Source organism: Rhabdochromatium marinum (assembly GCF_016583795.1).
GTDB lineage: Bacteria > Pseudomonadota > Gammaproteobacteria > Chromatiales > Chromatiaceae > Rhabdochromatium > Rhabdochromatium marinum.
On record NZ_NRRS01000009.1, the window covers coordinates 1 to 20,920 of the forward strand.

Genomic DNA, 20,920 nt, shown 5'->3' on the forward strand with positions numbered 1-20,920 from the left:
TTGAGCAAGTGCTTGAACGCATGCCTTGGCCGGCTTGGCCGGCTCGACGACGACCTCGACCGGCAAAGCGCCCCTACCTGATGCCTGTGGCGGCTTAGCAACAATGGACCAAGGCATGATCAAGGCCGAACTTCACATACAAATCATTCAGCCATTTTGGATTGCGCTCCTTGAGCTTCACCTTGCCGCCCGGCTCCTTTTTGTAATCCTCCATCAGCTGACCCATCCAGCCGGCGGAAATGCCACCTTCGCCCAAATAGGGTGGATTGCCGATCACACACATAATCGGCAAATCGCGTTTGATGGCATTCGCCCCCTTGGCCTCGCGAGTCAACCACTGACTGAATAACAGCGTCTGGTTGGCCGGTGCGCCTTCCTCCAAGGCATTGGTCAGGTACACCGACAAGCGCGGCGGACTCGGACTTGGCTGATAGCCTAATTCCGCCAAAATCATGTCCAGCTTCAGATGACACATGGCATAGGAGGCCATTAGGATCTCCAAGCCATGCAGACGCGGGATCAAATCCTGCTCAATATAGGCCGACCACATCCCCGGCGCGACATCCTTCACCTTGGGCGCAATCTGCTTGATCACCTCGGCGAGAAAAGTGCCAGTCCCGGTGGCCGGATCGAGCATCTGCACCCGATGCACCGCCTTTTTGATGGTCTGACGCCGCCCTTTTTTGTCGGTCTGGCCAGTGTCCCAGTCGATGGTAATCTTGGAGGTATCGGCCAAGCCATCGGCCAATCCAAACTCACGCTGCAACACCTCATCGACCGCCCGCACAATAAATTGCACCACCGGCTCCGGGGTGTACCACACACCGCGCGCCTTGCGCTTGGCTGGGTTGTAGGCGGCCAGAAAGGTCTCGTAAAAATGCAGGAAGGGATCCTGTTGACCGGTCAGCCGGCCGAAATTGGCCAGGATGGCTTTGACATCGGCGGCCTGGAACACATCGGCCAGATCATCAATGATCCAGGCAATGCGGTCATCCAGATCAATGCCGGCGATATAGCCAAACAACGAGCGCAGAAAAGGATTGGACTTGGGCAGCAGGGTCAGTGCCTGCTGGCGGCTGAAGCTGGTCAGATCGGTGTCGTGCAGACGCGCGGCGAACAACCCATAGGCGATGGTCTCAGCATAGAGATCAGCGAAATCCGCCGGCTGAATGTCCTCGATCAGATGCTCACGAAAGGCGTGATATTGGCCTGACAATTCATGCGCACCCTCAGTATCTGCACTCAGGGTGTTGTAGAGAATATCCTTGATCAGCATCGCCTTGCCGGCCATGCGCTCGGCCAGCTCGCGCGGGCTGGTGATGCTTTGCGGCTGCTGGGCGATGAAGTTGCGCAGCAGATGCTCCAGGGCCGCGAACTGATCCGGCTGCGGCTGCGGCTCGGGAGCCAGGGCGCCAATGCTGGCCGAGGCGATCCGCGCGCCATCGTGGTAAAAGTCCCAATCGAGACCGTTAGTGTAGATCAGATTCGGCAGTGCCTGGCGGTAGCGTTCCTGCTGGGCCTTGTTGGCGCCCTTCATGCCGCGCAGGGCAACGCCGAGATCCTTGGCCTCCAGATGGCCGATGACGATGTCGCCGCGCGAGATGATGAAATCTGGCGCGCCGCAGGCGACGCGCTTGGGCTCGTTGAGCGCGGTGATCTGATCATCAAGGGCATGCAACAATTGCTCAATGGCCGAGCGGTAAGAATGCTCGGTGGCCTGGCCGGTGCGGTGCAGACGTTGCACCTGATGGATAAAGGTCTGAATCGGCATCGGCATGGGTGTGTTGCCAGCCATTACACCTTAAACCGCCCGACGCGCTGGAGTTGATCGGCGGCCAGCTGCGCCAGCTCCTCGGCCGCATGGTTGATCTCGCGGGAGCCGGTGGCAATTTGTTCAATCGCTTGGGCGCCGCTGACCAGGTTGCGATCGACTTCCTCAGCCACTGCACTTTGTTCCTCGGTGGCACTGGCGATTTGCATGTTCATATCGCGAATACGCGCCACTGCCTCAGCGATGCTGACCAGTCCCTGAAGGGACTGCTCGGCCATCTCAGCATTTTTGTTCACCTGAGTGCGCGCCTGCTCCATGGCGTCGACCGCCTGGCCGCTGCCTTGCTGCAAGCGCTCGATCATGGTTTGGATTTCGGTGGTGGATGTCTGGGTGCGGCCAGCTAGGGTACGCACCTCGTCAGCCACCACCGCGAAGCCGCGGCCCTGGTCACCGGCGCGCGCGGCCTCAATGGCAGCATTGAGCGCCAGCAGATTGGTTTGATCAGCAATGCCGCGAATCACATCAAGCACTGAGCCGATGTTCTCGGCATCCTGCGACAGCCGGCTAACGGTGGTGGCGGTGGATTGAATCTGCTCAGCCGTGGCACGGATGAGCTGCGTCGCTTCGGTTACGCCGGTCTGGCCCTGCTGGGTGTCCTGGTCGGCGGCGCTCGCGGCCTCGGCGGCTTCGGCGGCGTTTTTCGCCACTTCGGCAACGGTGGCAGTCATTTCATTCATGGCCGTGGCGACCTGATCGGATTCCGACTGCTGGCGTCCGATCTGGTCGCTAGTGGCGCTACTGGTGGCGGTGAGCTGCTCAGCGGCCGTGGCAACGCGCTCGCTGGCACTGATCACCTGGGCGATCAGGTCACGCATGCGTTTTTGGAAGCGATTGAAGGCTTCGGCCAGCTCGGCGAGTTCGTCGTGCCCATCCTCGGGCAGATTGTTGGTCAAGTCGCCATCGCCATCGGCGATTTCGCGCATGGTAGCGCTGGTTGTTTTCACCCGGCGCACGATGGCAAGGGATAGCCAGGACATACCGGCTACACCGGCCAGCACACTGAGGATTGAGACGATCATCATCACCGCAGCGGCTTGCCGCGTCTTGGCCGCCGCCTCCTGCCCCATGGCGAGTGCCTTGGCCATTGGCACCTTTACCTGCACCGCCCAGGGTGTGGTGGCACGGCCAAACTCAATGGGTTCCAGGGTAAAGATTTCCTCTTCACCCGAGGGTAAGACGGAATTGATCTGTAGCGACTCGCCGCGCGCAACTGCCTGAGCAACCTGATCGCCTTTTCGGTGCAACGCTGAAATAGTCTTGCCAACCAGTTGCGGGTTGCGACTGCTCGCCACCAGCGTGCCATTGTGGGAAATAACCGCTACGCTGGCTGCACCATCGAAAAGATTCTGCGCCGCCTGCTCAACCATGCGCTGTAGCTCGTTCAGGCGCATATCGATACCCACCATGCCGCGAAAATCCCCCTCGAGCATTACAGGGGCGACCAGCGAGGAGATCATGGTCTCCTGCCCCTGGCTCTGCTCCGTACGTGGGTCAATAATCGCCTCTTGGCCAGTCTGCTTGGGAACCTGGTAGAAATCGCCCGCCCCAGGAGCGTCGTAATCGGTCACGGCGGCCAACACAGCGGCACCATTGGTGTCGCGAGTCCAAGCCGTCATGAAACGCCCGCTGTCATCCGTGCCCCGGGTATTGACATAGAACTCGTCCTGGGCATCGAAAGCATTTGGTTCCCAAACGGTGTAAACACTGACAAAATTCGGGTTTTCTTCCAATACAGATTTCAGCATCTGATTGATGTCTTTGCGCGAGTAGAAGGCGACGCGATGCGACCAGATTCCGGAACCGATCACCCAATTCCACTCCGGGATCAGGCGGCCAAAAGAAAGCTTGGGTTGGAGATCCGTGCTGCCCGGAAACGGCCAGCTATAGTGCACCCAGCCCTCGCCATCATCAGCGATTTGTTCATCCAAGGCGGCGAACAGATTTTGGTTGCGCCCCATGGCATTGTTCCACTTGGGATCATCCAGGATCTGACCCTCAAGCTGAGAGGCGTTTGGGTGCATCACCATGCGCGGCACCGGTGTGTGCCTGTCCTGTACCCAAAGATAATTGTCGTCTTCGTAGCGCATGGATCGCAGTATATCGAGTGCCGCCGCCTGCGCTTGCTCGCGCGTCATCTCGCCGCGCTGCTCGGCGGCGATATAGCGCCCGACGGTGGACTTGGCCAAATCCACTGCTGTTTCGAGCCGCTTGAAGCGATGGCGCAGCCGCTCCCAATCCTCATTGGTGAGTTTGTCATCGGCCGGACGCACCGCCGAGACATAGGCTTGCGCCAGCGTTCGAACCGCATCGAGTGGCACCTCCAGCGCGGCATCAATACTTGCCGCCTCCCGACTGGCCGCATTGCGCGCCAGGTCGTGTGCGGCCTCCAGTCCATCCATGTGTTGATTGTCAGCCATGGCCTGCATGCGCGTGACGGCATATCCGGTGATGACTGTACCCAGGATAACCAGTGCAACGCCGGACCAGAAGGCGATGCGAAAGCCAATGGAATAGCGATTGAGCATAATGCCTAGCGTCCTTATTTCTTAGAATGAACGGCTCGGTCAGGGTACGGTTGGCAAGGGGGGATGGCAAGCCTGGTTGCCACCACCTAATCACACCATGAATGTCATTCCCGGCACTGCTCCGCTGCTGGTCCGGGCTTCTCAATCGTCAGCAGGGTGATGGGGAATGCCGGGCGCCAGGCATCAAAGCCTCCGAGTGGCGTGGCCTGGGACACAGACAAGCGGGTGAGTTCGCCACCGAGTTCGGTGCGCAGGGCCACCAGGGCAGTCTCGCTTTGCAGCGTGACGGCATTGGCAACCAGGCGTCCGCCGGGGCGCAGTGCTTGCCAGCAATGCTCAGTGACACCTGCACAAGTGAGCCCTCCGCCAATGAAAATGGCATCCGGTGCGGGCAGTTCGGCCAGGGCCTCCGGTGCGCGGCCGGCGACCAGACGCAGCTCGGGGACGCCGAGTGCTTTGCTGTTGCGCTGGATCAGTGCCTGACGGGCAGGGTGCGATTCAATGGCAATGGCCTGACTGCTGGCCTCGGCGCGCATCCATTCAATGCCGATCGAACCGCAGCCAGCGCCGACATCCCACAGTAGTTCACCGGGCTGGGGAGCCAGTCGTGCCAAGGTTGCGGCGCGCACGTCGCGCTTGGTGAGTTGACCGTCGTGCTCGAATGCGCTGTCTGGCAGACCAGCGCGACGCGACAGCCGCGCATTCCCTGGGCCGCGACATTCGATGCCCACCAGGTTCAGTGCCGCGCCGGGGACTTCCTGCCAGTCGGCGGCCAGCGCTTCGCGCCGGCGCTCGTCCGGGCCACCCAGGCGTTCCAGAACGATCAGACGGCTGGGGCCGAACCCGCGCGCACACAGCAGGGCAGCGATGCGCGCCGGTGTGTCAGCATCCGCAGAGAGGACCAGCAGGCGCGCGCCCGGAGCCAGATAGAGGTTGAGCCGTGTCAGCGCGCGCCCATGCGCCGGGATCACCCGGGTTTCCTGGAGCGCCCAGCCAAGCCGCGCAGCCGCCAGCGACAGCGAGGACACCGCTGGCAGGATGCGCCATTCGTCGGGTGGATATTCTGCGGCCAGACGGCTGCCGATGCCGTAACACATCGGATCGCCACTGGCCAGTACGCAGACCGGGCGCCCGCGCGCGGCGCGCACCTGTGCATAAGCGGCAGCGAAGGGGCTGGGCCAGGGGCGGCGCGCCTGCTGGGGGCGTTGCGGCACCAGCGCCAGATGGCGTTCGCCGCCGATCAATAACTCGGCTGCGGCGATGGTATCCTTTGCAGCCACGCTGAGGCCGTCCCAGCCATCCTCGCCAATGCCGACGATGCTCAGCCAGGGGGTGGATGCTTGCAGGGGTGAGGGCGGTGCGGTCATCGGTGGGGCAAAACTCGGTGTCAGGGGGGGAAGCATGGATCGGCTGGCGGGACGGCGTCCCGGCGGGTATATTGCCCCATTCCAATGGCTGGCGTCGCCCCCTTGGCTTCTTTTCCACCCCTCCACCTGAGATCCCCTGATGCTCGACTACAACCGCGACGGTGCTGCGATCTATCGCGAATCCTTCGCCATTATCCGCGCCGAGACTCATTTGGCGCGTTTTCCCGCTGATCTTGAGTCTGTGGCCGTGCGGGTGGTGCATGCTTGTGGCATGCCCGATGCGGCTGATGATCTGCTGTTTTCCGCTGATGCTGGCACCGCCGGACGTGCGGCGCTGGTGGCTGGTGCGCCGGTGTTGTGCGACAGCCGCATGGTTGCCGAAGGCGTCATCCGCGCGCGTCTGCCGGCGGAGAATGCCGTGCTCTGTACCCTGCATGATCCCCAGGTGCCAGCGCTGGCCGAACAGCTCGGCAACACCCGCACCGCCGCCGCGCTGGAACTGTGGCAGCCGCATCTGGCTGGTGCTCTGGTGGTGATCGGCAATGCGCCCACCGCGTTGTTTCGGCTGCTGGAGCTGCTCGATGCTGGCGCGCCACGACCGGCGTTGATTCTGGGTTTTCCAGTGGGTTTCGTCGGTGCAGCGGAGTCCAAAGCGGCGCTGGCTGAGGACAGCCGTGGCGTGCCCTATGTGACGATACGCGGTCGTCGGGGTGGCAGTGCGATGGCCGCAGCGGCGGTCAATGCCTTGTCACGAGCGGAATAGTGCGTCATGGGTAAGGTCTGTTATGGGTAAAGTTTGGTTTGTTGGCGCCGGTCCGGGAGCGCCGGATCTCATCACAGTGCGCGGCACCCGCTTGTTGGCTGAGGCCGGTGCCATTCTCTACACCGGCTCCCTGGTGGCGGAAACTGCGCTGCAATGGGCGCAGCCGGACTGCGAGGTTGCCGACTCCAAGTCGATGGATCTGGCCCAGGTCAGTGCCTGGCTGCTGGAGCGGGTGCAGCGGCATGCCACCGTGGTGCGCTTGCAGACCGGTGATCCGTCGCTCTACGGGGTTATACCGGAGGTGGCACGTCCGCTCGATCAGGCGCAAATTCCGGTGGGCATCTGTCCGGGGGTGTCCTCGGCCTTTGCCTCGGCGGCAGCAGCCGGCGAATGTCTGACCCTGCCCGAGGTGACGCAGACGGTGATTTTCACCCGTCTGGCCGGGCGCACGCCAATGCCGGAGGGCGAGTCCCTGCGCGGACTGGCCGCGCATGGCTGTAGTCTGTGTGTTTTCCTGTCCATCGAGCGCATCGCCGAGGTGGCGGAGATTTGCCAGCAAGCCGGCTGGGCGGCGCATGCGCCGGTAGTGGTGGTGCACAAGGCCACTTGGCCCGATGAAGAACAGGTGCTGCGCGGCACGCTGGCCGATATTGCCGCGCAGTGTCGCGAAGCCGGAATCGAGCGCCAGGCGATGATTCTAATCAGCCCGGCGCTGGGTGCGCGTACGCGCGCTGAGCTGACGCCATCCAAGCTCTATGACAGCGCTTTCCCGCGCCGCTTTCGACCGGGTGGAAAACCGAACAGCAAAGCGGATGGACATCTTTAGTCTGCGCCTTCCCGCCGCCGGCGCAGCAGATAGGTGTCCATGATCCAGCCCTTTTGCGCGCGCAACTGCTCGCGCCGAGCCAGCACCGCCTCGCTGATGTCATCCAGTGGGCCGGCGGCCAGGGCCTGATCCGCGCAACCCAGGTAAGCGCCCCAGTAGAGATCAAGATCCTGTCCGGCGAGATGCTGAAACTCGGCATGATTGTCCAGCATGACCAGGCTGTTGTGGATGCTGGCCGGATCCTGCTGAGCAATGGCCCGGCCGGTGGTGATGCTGATGGACTCGCCGATGCGATTGACCGGAATCCGATGTGCGGCGGTGAGCGCCTGCACCGCCGTGATGCCGGGAATTACCACCAGCTCCAGCTGTTCCGGTGCCATGGCCACCAGCTCGCTGATTAGGCTCACGGTCTGGTCATAGAGCGAGGGGTCGCCCCAGATCAGAAAGGCCCCGCGCTGGCCCTCGGCCAGTTCCTGCTCGATCATTTCGGCGATCAGCTCGCGCTTGCGTGCATGCCATTGACGCACCCCTTCGCGATAGCCCTCGGCATCCATGCGTCGCTCTGGGCTGGTGCGGGTGGCCACGCGCGGATTGGCTCCGGGCAGGTAGCGCGCCAAAATTGCCCGCCGTGCGGCGATCAACTCGTCCTTACCGCGCCCGTCCTTTTCCAGCATGAAAAAGCAGTCAATCAGGCGCAGCGTCTCAATGGCCTGCATGGTCAGGTATTCCGGCCCACCGGGGCCGATGCCGATCAGATAAATTGTTTTCATGTTCTCCACTTTTTGTTTATTTTTTCCTGTATCAGTTTTTCCTGTATCAGTTTTTTTGGCATCAAGTGATTCCTGCCGTCAGCGCTCGCGCTCGTAGTGCCTTGATTTGATCGCGCACGGCGGCGGCCTGCTCAAATTCCAGGGCTTTAGCATGGCGGAACATCTGCTTTTCCAGCGTTTTGAGGGTTTTTGCCAATTGTGCCGGGGTCAGTGTGCTGGGCTCGATCTCGGTGGTTGACTCGCGGCTTGAGCGGCGCCCGCGTGAGGGGCCGTCCGCTGCCACGCCTTCCAGCACTTCAGCCACCGCTTTGCGAATGGTCTGGGGAGTGATGCCATGCTGCTCGTTGTGCGCGATCTGTTTGGCGCGGCGGCGTTCGGTCTCTTCGATGGCGCGCGCCATGGATTGCGTCACCTGTTCAGCATAGAGAATCGCTTTGCCCTGCACATTGCGCGCCGCCCGGCCGATGGTCTGAATTAGCGAGCCGGTTGAGCGCAGAAAACCCTCCTTGTCGGCATCCAAAATGGCGACCAGCGACACCTCGGGCATGTCGAGCCCTTCGCGCAGCAGGTTGATGCCCACCAGCACATCGAATTCGCCCAGGCGCAGATCGCGAATGATCTCGACGCGTTCCACGGTGTCGATGTCGGAGTGCAGATAGCGCACCTTGATGCCATGCTCAGACAGATAATCGGTCAGATCCTCGGCCATGCGCTTGGTCAGGGTGGTGGCCAGCACCCGCTCGTTGGCGGCAACACGCAGGTGGATTTCTGAGAGCAGATCATCGACCTGGGTTAGGGCCGGGCGCACCTCGACCTCCGGGTCCACCAGTCCGGTGGGGCGCACCACCTGCTCGATCACCGCACCGGAGTGCTCGATCTCGAACGGACGCGGCGTGGCGGAGACATAGATGGTCTGCGGCTGGCGAGCCTGGAATTCCTCGAAGCGCAGTGGGCGATTATCCAGTGCCGAGGGCAGCCGGAAGCCGTATTCGACCAGATTTTCCTTGCGCGAGCGATCCCCCCGGTACATGCCGCCGAGCTGGGGTACGGTGACATGGCTTTCGTCGATCACCACCAGGGCGTTGGCCGGCAGGTAATCAAACAGCGTTGGCGGCGGCTCGCCGGGGCCGCGCCCGGACAGATAGCGCGAATAGTTCTCGATGCCGGAGCAGTAGCCGACTTCCTGCATCATTTCCAGATCATGCCGGGTGCGCTGTTCCAGGCGCTGGGCCTCGACCAGCTTCTGTTGGTCACGCAGCCAGGTGAGGCGCTCGCGCAGTTCGTCCTTGATGTGCTCGATGGCGTTCAGGATCACCTCGCGCGGGGTGGCATAGTGAGTTTTGGGGAACACTGTATAGCGCGGCACCTTGCGTCGCACCTCGCCGGTCAGCGGATCAAACAGCGATAATTCCTCGATCTCGTCATCGAACAGCGCCACCCGTAGAGCTTCCTCCTCGGATTCCGCCGGGTAGATGTCGATGATGTCACCGCGCACCCGATAGGTGCCACGGCTGAGCTCAATTTCATTGCGACGGTATTGCAGTGAGGTGAGCTGGCGCAGGATGGCGCGCTGATCGACCAGGTCGCCGCGCGACAGATGCAAGACCATTTTCAGATAGGCCTGCGGATCGCCCAGACCATAGATGGAGGAGACGGTGGCGACAATGATGACATCCGGGCGCTCCAGCAGCGCCTTGGTCGCTGACAGGCGCATCTGCTCGATATGTTCGTTGATCGAGGCATCCTTTTCGATGTAGGTGTCGGTGGCCGGTACATAGGCTTCCGGTTGGTAGTAGTCGTAGTAGGAGACAAAATACTCCACGGCATTGTGCGGGAAGAAGTCGCGCATCTCGCCATAGAGCTGCGCGGCCAGTGTCTTGTTGGGGGCCAGCACCATGGCTGGGCGTTGCAGCTCGGCGATCACATTGGCGATGCTGAACGTCTTGCCCGAGCCGGTGACACCCAGCAGGGTTAGGCCGGCCTCGCCATCGCGCAGTCCCTCGGCCAGTGCGCGAATGGCGGCCGGTTGATCTCCGGCGGGTTGGAAGGAACAGTGCAGTTCAAAGGGCTTGGATAGGGGCATAAAAAAAACGTAAATTTGTCTTGACATATTTTGCTGTCAGGCTAAACTGACACCCATGGAGCGAGCAGGCTTAATGGACTAAGCGCCCGGTTTCAAGTATTTCGGGCCGTCTTCCTAGTAACCAATCCATCATTGGAGACCCAAAACATGTCAGGTCTTACCCCCGATCAAGCAAAAGAATTCCACGAGCAGTTCAAAGTCACCTACACCGCATTTGTCGGTCTGGCCGCAGTCGCTCACATCCTGGTTATCGGCGGCAAGCCTTGGTTCTAAGCCTTAGGCACTGCTGATAAATTTGCTTCGTTAATCCTACTGAACAAAGGAAATCGTTATGGCCGACATCGCAAGACCACAAAATCCGCAAGACGACTGGAAAGTATGGATGGTTGTTAATCCTTCCACTTGGCTGATGCCAATGCTCCTGTCTCTGCTGGTACTGGGTATTGCTGTTCACGCTGCTGTGTTCGCAATTGCTCCTGCTGGCATGCTGTTCGTCAACTAAGACGCAGCCGATCCAGTGGCGCTAAACCATTGCTCCAATGGGTGCCCGCAGGGCACCTAAGTGGTCGTTGGTTTAGCGCCAGGTAAAAAGCTCCGCAAGGAGCTTTTTTTATGCCCGCGATCCTGACCTGAAGATTCCGCCCAACTGCTTTTAGGTGTCAAACAACCATGACGATCAAGCTTTCTGCCCGGGTCCAGGCCGTCAAGCCATCGGCCACCCTCGCGATCACCGCTCGTGCCAAAGCCCTGCGCGCGGCCGGCAAAGATGTCATTGGCCTCGGCGCTGGCGAGCCGGATTTCGACACGCCGGCGCATATCAAGGAGGCCGCAATCAAGGCTATTCGCGATGGCTTCACCAAGTACACTGCAGTCGATGGCACGCCAGAACTCAAGGCGGCTGTGGTGGCCAAGTTCGAGCGCGAAAACGGTTTGCATTTTGCCCCTGATCAGATTCTGGTCTCCTGCGGCGGCAAGCAGAGCTTTTTCAACCTGGCCCAGGCGGTGCTGGATCCGGGCGATGAGGTGATTGTTCCGGCACCCTACTGGGTCTCCTATCCGGATATGGTGCTGCTCGCCGGGGCCGCTCCGGTGTTTATCAATGCTGGAGCCAATCAAAACTTCAAGATCACGCCGATACAGTTGCGCGCGGCGATGACTGAGCATACGCGTCTGGTAGTGATTAACAGCCCGTCGAATCCTACCGGCATGGCCTACACGGCCGAGGAACTCAAAGCGCTTGGTGAGGTGCTGCGCGAATTCCCGCGTGCGCTCATTGCCACCGATGATATGTATGAACACATTCGCTGGCACATGGATGAGCCCTTTGTCAACATCCTCAATGTTTGTCCGGATCTCGAATCCCGGACTCTGGTGCTCAATGGCGTGTCCAAGGCCTATTCCATGACCGGATGGCGGATCGGTTATGCCGGCGGCCCCGAGCCTATCATCAAGGCGATGAAAAAAATTCAGTCGCAAAGCACCTCTAACCCGACCTCAATCTCACAGGTCGCCGCCCAGGCAGCGCTGGAGGGCTCTCAGGAGTGTGTGCAGGCGATGGTGACGGCGTTTCGCACCCGGCATGATCTGGTGGTCGCGGCGCTCAACGCCATGCCGGGAGTGGAGTGCCTGGCCACCGACGGCACCTTTTATGTCTTTCCGCAGGTGCAGGGGCTGATTGATGGTCTGGCCGGGGTCAACAATGACCTGGAACTGGCGGAGTACCTGATCGAGCAGGCCGGTGTGGCACTGGTGCCGGGTTCGGCCTTCGGTCTCAGTGGCTGCGTGCGCCTGTCCATTGCCACCAGTCGCAGCAATCTGGAACAGGCGCTGGAGCGTCTGGCTGCGGTGGCGCAGCAGGCCCAGGGCGGCTGAGACGGGCTTACTCCTCGCTCAGGCGCGCTTCGACCCGCGCCCGTAGCTGCCCATCGGCCAGGCGAATCTTAACAGTGTCGCCTGGTTGTATCTGTTGCTGACGGGTGAGGATGCGACCGTCGGTCTGGGTGACCAGCGCGTAACCGCGTGCCAGGGTAGCGAGCGGACTGCGGGCGTCCAGGGCGGCGCTCGCCTCAATTAAGCGTTGCCGCCCGCGTTCGATGCGGCGCTGCTCGGCGCCGATCAGGCGCTGTTGGAGCGGCTGCAACGGCTGACGCCGGCGTTCGAGCACGCGTTCCAGCGCCTGGCGAAGACGCTGCTCCAGGTGATCGAGCCGCTGCGTCTGTTGCTGCAAGCGTACCTGCGGATGCAGCAGGCGCAGATGGCGCTCGCTGTTGGTCAGCAACCGCCTGGCCTGTTGCAGACGTGCCTGGGTGGTGGCAGTGAGGCGTGTGTGCAGCGCCAGCAGGCGCGTACGCACTTCCTGTTGCGCCGGAGTGGCGCACTCAGCTGCCGCCGAGGGGGTCGCGGCACGCTGATCGGCGGCAAGATCCGCCAGGCTGATATCGACCTCATGCCCGATGCCGGTGATGATTGGAATCCTGACCGCGTGAATGGCGCGCACCAAGGCCTCGTCATTAAAGGCCATCAGATCCTCAAAGGAGCCGCCGCCGCGCGCCAAGATCAGCAGATCGCAGTCAGCGCGCGCCGCAGCGCATTCCAGGGCGGCAACCAGGGTCGCGGCCGCCCCCTCGCCCTGCACCTGCGCCGGATAGATCAGCAGGGGGGTGAGCGGCCAGCGGCGCCCCAGGACGGTCAGCACGTCATGCAGCGCTGCACCACTGGCGGAGGTGATCAGGCCAATCTGGCGCGGCCAGCGCGGCAGCGCCCGTTTGCTGGCCGCGTCAAACAGACCGGCAGCGGCGAGGCGTTTTTTCAATGCTTCCAGGGCGAGACGCAGGGCGCCTTCACCGGCCGGTTCCGCGTGCTCGATAATCAGCTGGCAATCGCCGCGTGGCTCATAGAAGCCCAGCCGCGCCCGCACCAGCCACTGTTGGCCGTTGCTCGGGGTGACGGAGGCGAGCAGGCGCTTGTTGCGAAACATCACGCAGCGCAGCTGCGCGGCCTGATCCTTGAGGCTGAAGTACAGATGCCCGGAGGCGGGGCGGGCCAGGTTCGACACCTCGCCCTGGACCCACAGCAGCGGGAAGCTGCCCTGCAGGACGGCGGACAACTCGCGGTTCAGCCGCGAAACACTCCAAATGTCGCGGGTGAAGTCAAGCTGTGCTGGAAAATTGTCGTATGTCATGTTGCATCGGTCAGGGGTTGGTTGCCAGTGATGGGTGGGCATGCTAAACAAGGAGATTGAATCACCCGCATGGGTTAATTCGAATAGTGCCGTTGGCCGTAGGGAGGTGGCATGTGAAATATGAGCAATACGATGCTGAAGCCCTGGATTTGACTGAAATGATGGCGCTCCCCGTGCCTGAGATCGCCGATAACAACGCAGACATTGCCGAAGGCGAACAGCTGAACGACATCCCGCCCGCGCCCATTCGGGTGCTGCTGGTGGATGATCACCTGATGGTACGCGATGGATTGGGCGCCCTGTTGCAGCATGCAACGGATATTAAACTGATCGGCTGTGCGAGCGATGGTGATGAGGCGGTGCGCTTGTGTCAGGAATTGGACCCGGATGTGGTGGTGATGGATGTCTGCATGCCCGGCATGAACGGCATTGATGCATCCGAGCGTATTTGTACTCTGGCCTCCGGGGTACGGGTCATCGCCCTTTCGGCGCATGGCGATCAGCCCTTTGTGCAGCAAATGGCGGCCGCTGGTGCCAGTGGTTTTGTGCAAAAGCACCAGTCGGCCGAGGATCTGTTGCGCGCGATTCGCCAGGTGAAGGCCGGCGGGGTGTTTTTTTCCAGTCTGCCTGCGCCAGCGGAGGACTTGGCGGCCAACCGCTTGTCCACTCGCGAGCGTGCGCTGTTGGAGGCGATGTCGCGCAATACAGCGTTGCGCGCGGTGGCGGACGCCATGGGTATTAGCACCAAAACAGTGGATACCTATCGGCGGCGCATCATGAAAAAGCTGGGCTTTAACACCCCCGATGAGCTGCTGCGCTATGCAGCTGCGCTGGGGGCGCGACCGGATTAGTGCGCAACCAGGGGCTGACGCGGGACCGGTGCCAGTGTCTCGGGGCTGGGGTTGCGAAACCAGTGCATCAGCGGCGAGTCCTGCACCGGCCATTGCCCCTTGAGTGTATTGGTCGGCGTGCGGCCGGAAAACACCAGATAACCGTATTGGCCGTAGTGAGGCAGCTTGCGCGCCAGCCCGGCCACGGCATCCGGCTGCTCGCTGGCCAGCCAGCCGAGCGGGCGTGGGCCTGAGGCAGCAGGCGCCTCGGCGTTGTCGGAGCTGCTGGAGGGCGCTGTTGTGAGGGAACGGGTCAGTACCAGGCTCAGATCCTGAGGGTTGCGCTGATCTGGGCTGGGCTGATTTGGGCTGAGCTGTTCTTCGATGCTCAGCTGGTGCGCCTCAGGATCCAGGCTGAAATGGGCGCTGGCGTGGCGCATGGCCGATAGCCAGCGATTCTCCCAGCCCAGCAGCCAGATCGGACCCTCGGGGAGTTGGTCAAGCTCGGTATCCAGCACTAGGCGCCACTGTGGTTGTCCCTGCTGCCAGGCTGTCGCCAGTTGTTGGTATGCGCGGCGCAGTTTGGGGGGCGCTTGGGCTGGCACAATCAGGGTGCCGCTGGGGGCGCCGAACAGGGTGCTCAGACTGACCGGGGTTTCGCCAGGCTCCAAGTGCCGAAAGCAGTCAAACAGCGGATCAACAGCGAGCCGCAGCGGCGCTTGATCCAGACTGAGGCTGAAGGGCTGTTCGCGCGCGCTGGTGAATTCAACCCAGCGCTCATGGGGCTGGCCCTGGAGGTCATGCACCACAACCGGCACCTTGAGCGGTAAGACGGCGGCGGACTGGACTTGGCGCAGACGGGCGCTGACGCGATACCGCCCGTCGGCCTGCTGGTGCGAGGCCACTTGGTCCAGACTCAGGCGCAGCGCTCCAGGGCGCTCGACCCAGGCGGTGAAGAAGTCCGCCAGATCGCGCCCGCTGACGGCCTCGAAAGCGGTTTGCAGATCCGGCCAGCTCGCGACGCGAAAACGATTGTCGGCATAGAAGCGGCGCAGTCCGGCAATGAAATCCGTAGCGCCCAAGGTGTGGCGCAGCATGTGAAAGACCATGAGCGCTTTGCCATAGCCGATGGCCTGGGAAGCCTGATTGTGGCGGGCGCGAAAGGCGCTGAGTGGAATCTCGGCATTGGCAGCGGCGCGCACATAATCGGCATAGGCTTTGAGTTGCTGATGGCGATACTGGCTCGCCTGTCCGGCCAGGGCTTTGTTGAGATGATCGGCTAGATAGGCTGTGAGCCCCTCGCTCCAGTTGCCCTGATCCCAGTCGATGAAGACGCCATTACCCCACCAGTTATGCAGGATCTCGTGCGGGTAGGAGGTGTGCAGGATGAAGGGCAGGCGCAACACGCGCGGCCCCAGCAGGGTGAAGGACGGCATGCCATAGCCGCTGTCCCAAACATTCTCCACCACTGCAAATTTGGCATAGGGATAGGCGCCGATCAGCTGACTGTAGCGCGCAAGGTAAGGCCCGGTAGCGTCCAGGTAGCGCTTGGCCAAAGCCGGGTCATCGCTGCGCAGCCAGGCCTGGAGCTGAATCCCGTCAGCGGTGTCCTCATAGAGCTGAAAGGGCGCGGCAATCAGATAGATTTCATCCTGGGGATGGGATTCGTGCCACTGCACCCGGGTGCGGGGACCATGGGCGTGCGTCTCGATGCGGGCCTGCTGTGGTCCCGCGCCCTGGGACAACGCCAGCCAGCCAACTGGCACATCGACCTGGAGGCTGAAGTTTTCCATGACGCCGGTCAGGTCACCGGCTGGATCGCCGCCTAGATTATTGGTCAGGCGCGGATACCAGCCGGTGAAGCCAGTCAGAAAGACACCCTGAGCGTCAATGGTGCCGGGCGATTGCTGGTGCGATCGGCCCATGCCTTCGCGCACGTTTTGCAGCGCCTGGCGGATGCGACCGCGATAGTGCAGCTTGAGCTGAGCGGTTGGGGTGCGCCAGTGCACGCGATAGCGAGTCAGGTGGCCCTGGTTGCCGATAGCTTGCAGCTCCCCAGGGCCGATGAGTTCGGGGTGCAGCTGGCGGTGCAGGGAGAACTCAAGGCTACGCTGGGGCTGCGGCAGGCGCAGCTGATCGGTGGCGATGAGCTCCCCTTGGCTGGGTATGAGTTCAACTTCCAGTGTGTGAGTAACCAAGGGGGGCGCATCCGCCGCCGTGGCGGCGCGAGCCAGCAGCATCAGGCTGAGCGCGGCGGTCAGCAGCCGTCTGACAGCGGATGAGACCGGGGAAGCGGGGTGGCGGGTTATGCGCGTCATTGGTTGGTTTCCATGGGGTGTCCCGTCCCGGAAGATTATTTACCACAGGAGCTACCGTTGGTGAATTTGCGTGCCTGCTGAAGTGGCCGGCGCGCGGCGCATCGATGTCTGGGGCATTGCCCGCACAAAGCTGATGCTCAGGATCCCTCACGCAGGGCCGCAATGGTCCGTACATCCAGGCCTGTTTTCACGGCGATGGTTTCATCATCGAGAAGATCAAGCAGGTTGCGTGCAACATTCAAAGTAGCTTGCTCCACACCTTGCTGTAAGCCTTGCTCCAAACCTTGCCGCAAGCCTTGCTGTAAGCCTTGCTTCAGGCCTGTATTCCATCCGTCCGCTCGTGCGGTATCAAACGAGTTTTTCATGTCCCGATAGTATTTCAGGCTATCCTCGTAGATTTGCATTTCCTCGCGGCTGAAATTAGCAATTTCAGCGACTTCGAAGAAGCGCTCAAACACCTGTTCGCGCAACGCATCGGGAACACGGTCGAGTCGATTAAGATGCTTGATGGCATAGAGCCATTTGTCAACTTGGGTTTCGAGCTGATCGAGGCCTTTGTTGAACTTGGGCATCTCCAGGTAAATAAAGGTTAGCTTATCGTAAAATACCTCATGGGTGACCATGTCCTGAAGCTTGATGTCATAGCGGTATTTGTCTGTATCCTGTGTATCCTCATCAAAGACAAAGTCCAGAATGCCGATGGTGTAAACGGCATTTAGGCGAAAATCCCCATCACCTCTCCTGCCTTGCTGCTGAATTGGGAAGGTTGAATAAAAAACACTGCGGTCCTTAAAAAAATTCTGCTTCGCTTTTTGCAGCTCAACAATAAATTTCTCGCCGCGCTCATTTTCGCAATAGAGGTCAAAAATGGCTTTTCGATCCAGCGTTGTGTGTCCGATCTGCTCGTCTTTCAGGTAGGTCAGATCGACGATCTGACCCTGTTCCTCGTACAGCAGGGCATTGAGAAAATCCCGCAGCAGGTCCTTGTGTGGTTCTTCGCCGAACAGCCGCTTAAAGCCGTAGTCGGTAAAGAAGTTCACATAACGATCGGTTAAATAGCTCATGACAGGTTGCTCTTTGCCACTGGGCTACTGGCGCTGGATGCCGCTACTGGCGCTGACGCAGGCCGAGCACATCCTGCATGTCAAAGAGTCCGCGTTCGCGCTCGCTGATCCACAATGCCGCGCGGGTGGCACCGCGGGCAAAATTCATGCGGTTGCTGGCCTTGTGGGCGATTTCGATGCGTTCGCCTTCGGTGACGAACCAGACGCTGTGTTCGCCAACGATGTCGCCAGCGCGAATGGTCTCGAAGCCGATGGTTTGGGAATCGCGCGGTCCGGTGTGGCCTTCGCGACCGTAAACGGCGACCTCGGCGAGATCGCGTCCAAGTGCTTCGGCAATGACCTCACCCATGCGCAGGGCGGTGCCTGAAGGGGCATCGACCTTGTGGCGATGATGAGCCTCAATGATTTCGATGTCTGCCTCGGGACCCATGATCTGCGCGGTGAGTTCAAGCAGCTTGAGGGAAAGATTGACGCCGATGCTCATATTGGGCGCCACCACCATGGCAATGTCGATGCAGGCTTCGGTGATGGTTTCGCGTTGATCAGGTGTCAGCCCGGTGGTACCAACCACCATGCGGCAGCCGGCATCGCGGCAGAGTTCCAGGTGGTGCATGGTCGCCTTGGGGGTGGTGAAATCGATTAGTACGTCGAAATCGGCCAGCACCTCATCAAGATCGGGGCGAATGGGGGCGCCGACTTGACCGATACCGGCGAGCTCTCCGGCATCGACGCCGATCAGGCCGCTGCCGGCCAGTTCGGTGGCTGCGCCCACGCATAGTCCCTGGGTTTCATGAACTGCTTGCACCAGCGTGCGTCCCATACGGCCGCCGGCTCCGGCAACGGCTACGCGTATCTCCGACATTAGGCTTCTCCTGCATCTGTGAACTGTAAACTTTGAACTGGGGGGCTTTTATGCTGGATGGCTATCTTAGCGGAAATCCCGTCGCCACAACTTATGACGTGGGTGGAGAATGGCCTCAGTCGTGATCGATGTCGATTTGCCGATCGCTTGCGCCATCAATGGCCTGCTGGAGTGCGCGCAGAATGGTCGGTGCAAAATGAATCGGCACCGAGTAGTGTCCCTGTTCGGGCAGACTATTGAGCGTGAGTTGGGGCAGATGGGCCTGATACCAGTGCGCATGCGCCACGGGTACTGTGGCATCGGCGTTGCCGTGCCATAGCGTGATGGAGGTTTGGATCGCGTCGAAGGGAATCTGCCAGTCGTGGGTGTAGAGATAAAGATCCCGGCGGGCGCCACGCGCAGCTCGCGCCATAGCATCGCCGATAGTGCTGTTAAGAATCGCCTGATGGTCGCCTTCGGCCAGGGCAGCCTGATCCGCCGCTGGCGCACCCAGAGTGCGCAGGCGCTCGACCAAGCCTGGCCAGCGGGCGAGGATCCGTGGCGTGGGGCCGCCATAGACGCGCTGGGCCAGTCCGGGCCATCGTCTGGCCAGTGCCAGACTGGCGCGGGCCGGTGGGTGCATGGCACGCAGCAGCTCGGCTCGGTAGACGGGGCCGAGTGCACAGATCAGGGTACAGGCGGTGAGTCGGGCGGCGAGTTGCCAGGCGCCTGTCAGGGCATAAGGGCCGCCACCGGACAGACCGATGAGCGCAAAACGATCCAGATGCAGGTGGTCGGCCAGACAGCTCAGGTCTGCTGGCCAGTCACTGATCTGACGCCCGGGTTGATCATCGGAGCCGCCATAGCCGGGGCGATCCGGCGCGATCAGGCGCAGTCCCAGCGCACGGGCGGGGATGTGCAGTAGCTCGGCTTCACCGCCGGAACTCGGGAAGCCGTGACAGTAGAACACCGGGCGGCCGTCGGGCTGGCCGAATTCACGGTAGGCGAGGCGCCGCCCGTCCGGGGTGCGGCAGGCGGGGAAGTTAGCATCTGGCATCGTCGCGCGTCCGTTCAAGTTCAATGAGTTCCAGGCGATGATTGCCGCACGGATACTCAGCCGAAGGCCCTTCAGCCAGCAGGACCAGGCCTTCATGTACACCGATATCTTGCAGCCAGGCACGCACGAAGGTGCTCCATTCGGCGCGGTCTTCTTTGACATCAATGGGCTGAATGCCGTAAGAGAATTCCAGGGCCTGACAGGTGGCGGGCAGAGGGCTGAAGGCGACGATCCAGTGCGGCAGGCGGAAGCGGGCGATGTTGCGGGCCGTGTGACCGCTGCGCGTTGGCACAATAATGGCGCGTGGGGAACTGCGCTCCGCCGTGTGATAGATGCTGCGGGCAATCAAATCCACCGCGCGCAGGCCACCTCCATGCCCATAGGCACCCAGCGTCTGAGCGAGTGCGCGGTTGTCGCGCTCCGGCTCGGTGGCGGTGGCGATGCCGGCAAGCATGGCAATGGACTCAACCGGAAAGCGGCCCATGGCCGATTCCGCCGACAGCATCACGCAGTCGGTGCCACCCAGGATGGCATTGGCGACATCAGTGGCCTCGGCACGGGTCGGGCGGCGAAACATCACCATGGATTCGAGCATCTGAGTGGCGGTGATCACCGGCTTGCCGCGCAAATTGGCCAGCTCAGTGATGCGTCGCTGCGCTACGGCAATGCTTTCGATGGGGATTTCCACGCCCAGATCCCCGCGTGCCACCATAATGCCGTCGCTGACCTCGAGAATGGCTTCCAGATTGTCCAGGGCGTCGGCGCGCTCGATCTTGGCGATGATAAAGGGCTGATAGTTGATGGCCGCCGCTGCGTCCCGTACCGCCTGAATGTCAGCGGCGGTGGCGACAAAGGACTGACTGACGGCATCCAGGCCCTGCTCGGCGGCAAAGTGCAGCCAGTCGTGGTCTTCGTCGGTAAAGGCACTGATGCCCAGATCAATGCCGGGCAGATTCAGCCCCTTGCGCGAGCGCAGCTCACCACCGGCGCGGACCTTGCACACCACCTCGGTTGCATTGACTTCAACCACCTTGAGCAGAATAAAGCCGTCGTTCAGGAACAGGCGGTCACCCGGTTTAACGGCACTGGGCAGGCGTTTGAAGGTGACGCTGGCGCGCTCGGCGTTGCCAAGGATGTCTTCGGTGGTCAGGGTGAACAGATGATCGCGCACCAGATCTACCGGCTCCTCGGCCAGATCACCAATGCGCATTTTGGGGCCGGGCAGGTCACCCATGATAGCGACACGCTGGCCGGTGTCCCGCGCCGCTTCGCGAATGCGCGCGATGCGCTCGGCGTGCGATTGTGGATCACCGTGGGAGAAGTTGAGTCGGGCAATGTTCAGTCCAGCGTCGAGCATGTGGCGTAATACGGCCGGCTCATCGGAAGCCGGGCCGATGGTGGCAATGATTTTGGTCTTATGAGAGCGAAATTGCATGATGATGTTCCGTTTGCGTGATAAGTCAG

17 protein-coding genes are annotated in these 20,920 nt (G+C 61.4%); 6 read left to right on the forward strand and 11 right to left on the reverse strand.

From position 1 onward, the window contains the following. Nucleotides 1-94: 94 nt before the first annotated feature. From CKO36_RS04320 to cbiE, 3 genes are all read right to left on the reverse strand, one after another. The gene (locus CKO36_RS04320) at nucleotides 95-1,795 is read right to left on the reverse strand and encodes an N-6 DNA methylase (RefSeq protein WP_200281026.1); all 1,701 of its coding nucleotides are present in this window, start codon (nucleotides 1,793-1,795) and stop codon (nucleotides 95-97) included. Next, the gene (locus CKO36_RS04325; protein ID WP_200281029.1) at nucleotides 1,795-4,356 is read right to left on the reverse strand and encodes a methyl-accepting chemotaxis protein; all 2,562 of its coding nucleotides are present in this window, start codon (nucleotides 4,354-4,356) and stop codon (nucleotides 1,795-1,797) included. The genes CKO36_RS04320 and CKO36_RS04325 overlap by 1 nt, the downstream gene beginning before the upstream one ends. A 104-nt stretch (nucleotides 4,357-4,460) precedes the next feature. After that, nucleotides 4,461-5,723 (reverse strand): precorrin-6y C5,15-methyltransferase (decarboxylating) subunit CbiE, encoded by a 1,263-nt coding sequence (gene cbiE, locus CKO36_RS04330; RefSeq protein WP_200281180.1) that lies wholly within the window; start codon nucleotides 5,721-5,723, stop codon nucleotides 4,461-4,463. A gap of 139 nt (nucleotides 5,724-5,862) precedes the next feature. On the opposite strand from cbiE, the gene CKO36_RS04335 reads away from it, so the two are divergent. Together CKO36_RS04335 and cobM are read left to right on the forward strand one after the other, a co-directional pair. After that, nucleotides 5,863-6,486: a precorrin-8X methylmutase gene (locus CKO36_RS04335; RefSeq protein ID WP_200281032.1), complete on the forward strand. Its 624-nt coding sequence runs from the start codon at nucleotides 5,863-5,865 to the stop codon at nucleotides 6,484-6,486. Between the two features lie 22 nt (nucleotides 6,487-6,508). Beyond that, nucleotides 6,509-7,312 carry a precorrin-4 C(11)-methyltransferase gene (cobM, locus tag CKO36_RS04340; RefSeq protein ID WP_200281035.1) on the forward strand — a complete coding sequence of 268 codons (804 nt, stop codon included), beginning with the start codon at nucleotides 6,509-6,511 and terminating at the stop codon, nucleotides 7,310-7,312. On the opposite strand, the gene cobF is transcribed toward cobM, so the two are convergent. Beyond that, the gene (gene cobF / locus CKO36_RS04345; RefSeq protein WP_200281037.1) at nucleotides 7,309-8,082 is read right to left on the reverse strand and encodes a precorrin-6A synthase (deacetylating); all 774 of its coding nucleotides are present in this window, start codon (nucleotides 8,080-8,082) and stop codon (nucleotides 7,309-7,311) included. The two genes, cobM and cobF, sit on opposite strands and share 4 nt — an antisense overlap. A gap of 61 nt (nucleotides 8,083-8,143) precedes the next feature. Continuing rightward, nucleotides 8,144-10,165 carry an excinuclease ABC subunit UvrB gene (uvrB, locus tag CKO36_RS04350; protein WP_200281040.1) on the reverse strand — a complete coding sequence of 674 codons (2,022 nt, stop codon included), beginning with the start codon at nucleotides 10,163-10,165 and terminating at the stop codon, nucleotides 8,144-8,146. Nucleotides 10,166-10,312: 147 nt separating this feature from the next. Here uvrB and pufB point away from each other — a divergent pair, with 147 nt between their 5' ends. From pufB to CKO36_RS04365, 3 genes are all read left to right on the forward strand, one after another. Then, a complete protein-coding gene (gene pufB, locus CKO36_RS04355; RefSeq protein ID WP_200281042.1) occupies nucleotides 10,313-10,438 on the forward strand; it encodes a light-harvesting antenna LH1, beta subunit in 126 nt (41 codons plus the stop codon). Between the two features lie 58 nt (nucleotides 10,439-10,496). Further along, complete coding sequence (gene pufA / locus CKO36_RS04360) at nucleotides 10,497-10,667, forward strand: light-harvesting antenna LH1, alpha subunit (RefSeq protein WP_200281044.1); 171 nt, start codon at nucleotides 10,497-10,499, stop codon at nucleotides 10,665-10,667. Nucleotides 10,668-10,834: 167 nt separating this feature from the next. Beyond that, nucleotides 10,835-12,037 carry a pyridoxal phosphate-dependent aminotransferase gene (locus CKO36_RS04365; RefSeq protein WP_207161387.1) on the forward strand — a complete coding sequence of 401 codons (1,203 nt, stop codon included), beginning with the start codon at nucleotides 10,835-10,837 and terminating at the stop codon, nucleotides 12,035-12,037. A 7-nt stretch (nucleotides 12,038-12,044) separates the two neighbouring features. Here the strand turns inward: CKO36_RS04365 and xseA are convergent, their stop codons facing one another. Then, nucleotides 12,045-13,346, reverse strand: a complete 1,302-nt coding sequence (gene xseA / locus CKO36_RS04370; RefSeq protein ID WP_200281046.1) for an exodeoxyribonuclease VII large subunit — start codon at nucleotides 13,344-13,346, stop codon at nucleotides 12,045-12,047. Between the two features lie 113 nt (nucleotides 13,347-13,459). Here xseA and CKO36_RS04375 point away from each other — a divergent pair, with 113 nt between their 5' ends. Next, nucleotides 13,460-14,197 (forward strand): response regulator, encoded by a 738-nt coding sequence (locus CKO36_RS04375; protein WP_200281048.1) that lies wholly within the window; start codon nucleotides 13,460-13,462, stop codon nucleotides 14,195-14,197. Here the strand turns inward: CKO36_RS04375 and CKO36_RS04380 are convergent. The 5 genes from CKO36_RS04380 to pyk form a co-directional block, all read right to left on the reverse strand. Continuing rightward, a complete protein-coding gene (locus CKO36_RS04380) occupies nucleotides 14,194-16,494 on the reverse strand; it encodes a M1 family metallopeptidase (RefSeq protein ID WP_200281050.1) in 2,301 nt (766 codons plus the stop codon). The genes CKO36_RS04375 and CKO36_RS04380 overlap by 4 nt on opposite strands. 137 nt (nucleotides 16,495-16,631) lie before the next feature. Beyond that, entirely contained in the window at nucleotides 16,632-17,558 is a 927-nt protein-coding gene (locus CKO36_RS04385) for an Rpn family recombination-promoting nuclease/putative transposase (RefSeq protein WP_200281052.1), read from the reverse strand. Between the two features lie 43 nt (nucleotides 17,559-17,601). Further along, the gene (dapB, locus tag CKO36_RS04390; protein ID WP_200281054.1) at nucleotides 17,602-18,420 is read right to left on the reverse strand and encodes a 4-hydroxy-tetrahydrodipicolinate reductase; all 819 of its coding nucleotides are present in this window, start codon (nucleotides 18,418-18,420) and stop codon (nucleotides 17,602-17,604) included. 115 nt (nucleotides 18,421-18,535) lie between these two features. Next, entirely contained in the window at nucleotides 18,536-19,456 is a 921-nt protein-coding gene (locus CKO36_RS04395) for an alpha/beta fold hydrolase (protein WP_200281057.1), read from the reverse strand. Further along, nucleotides 19,443-20,891, reverse strand: coding sequence for a pyruvate kinase (gene pyk, locus CKO36_RS04400; RefSeq protein WP_200281060.1), 1,449 nt, complete (start codon nucleotides 20,889-20,891; stop codon nucleotides 19,443-19,445). Before pyk ends, CKO36_RS04395 begins: the two co-directional genes overlap by 14 nt. Between the last annotated feature and the right edge of the window lie 29 nt (nucleotides 20,892-20,920).

What these genes read in the sequence shown, in the direction of transcription:
- pufB (WP_200281042.1), top strand. Translation starts at nt 10,313, where the DNA reads ATGTCAGGTCTTACCCCCGATCAAGCAAAAGAATTCCACGAGCAGTTC.
- CKO36_RS04320 (WP_200281026.1), bottom strand. Translation starts at nt 1,795, where the DNA reads ATGGCTGGCAACACACCCATGCCGATGCCGATTCAGACCTTTATCCAT.
- cbiE (WP_200281180.1), bottom strand. Translation starts at nt 5,723, where the DNA reads ATGACCGCACCGCCCTCACCCCTGCAAGCATCCACCCCCTGGCTGAGC.
- cobM (WP_200281035.1), top strand. Translation starts at nt 6,509, where the DNA reads ATGGGTAAAGTTTGGTTTGTTGGCGCCGGTCCGGGAGCGCCGGATCTC.
- CKO36_RS04385 (WP_200281052.1), bottom strand. Translation starts at nt 17,558, where the DNA reads ATGAGCTATTTAACCGATCGTTATGTGAACTTCTTTACCGACTACGGC.
- CKO36_RS04325 (WP_200281029.1), bottom strand. Translation starts at nt 4,356, where the DNA reads ATGCTCAATCGCTATTCCATTGGCTTTCGCATCGCCTTCTGGTCCGGC.
- cobF (WP_200281037.1), bottom strand. Translation starts at nt 8,082, where the DNA reads ATGAAAACAATTTATCTGATCGGCATCGGCCCCGGTGGGCCGGAATAC.
- CKO36_RS04365 (WP_207161387.1), top strand. Translation starts at nt 10,835, where the DNA reads ATGACGATCAAGCTTTCTGCCCGGGTCCAGGCCGTCAAGCCATCGGCC.
- CKO36_RS04395 (WP_200281057.1), bottom strand. Translation starts at nt 19,456, where the DNA reads ATGCCAGATGCTAACTTCCCCGCCTGCCGCACCCCGGACGGGCGGCGC.
- pyk (WP_200281060.1), bottom strand. Translation starts at nt 20,891, where the DNA reads ATGCAATTTCGCTCTCATAAGACCAAAATCATTGCCACCATCGGCCCG.
- xseA (WP_200281046.1), bottom strand. Translation starts at nt 13,346, where the DNA reads ATGACATACGACAATTTTCCAGCACAGCTTGACTTCACCCGCGACATT.
- dapB (WP_200281054.1), bottom strand. Translation starts at nt 18,420, where the DNA reads ATGTCGGAGATACGCGTAGCCGTTGCCGGAGCCGGCGGCCGTATGGGA.
- pufA (WP_200281044.1), top strand. Translation starts at nt 10,497, where the DNA reads ATGGCCGACATCGCAAGACCACAAAATCCGCAAGACGACTGGAAAGTA.
- CKO36_RS04335 (WP_200281032.1), top strand. Translation starts at nt 5,863, where the DNA reads ATGCTCGACTACAACCGCGACGGTGCTGCGATCTATCGCGAATCCTTC.
- CKO36_RS04380 (WP_200281050.1), bottom strand. Translation starts at nt 16,494, where the DNA reads ATGACGCGCATAACCCGCCACCCCGCTTCCCCGGTCTCATCCGCTGTC.
- uvrB (WP_200281040.1), bottom strand. Translation starts at nt 10,165, where the DNA reads ATGCCCCTATCCAAGCCCTTTGAACTGCACTGTTCCTTCCAACCCGCC.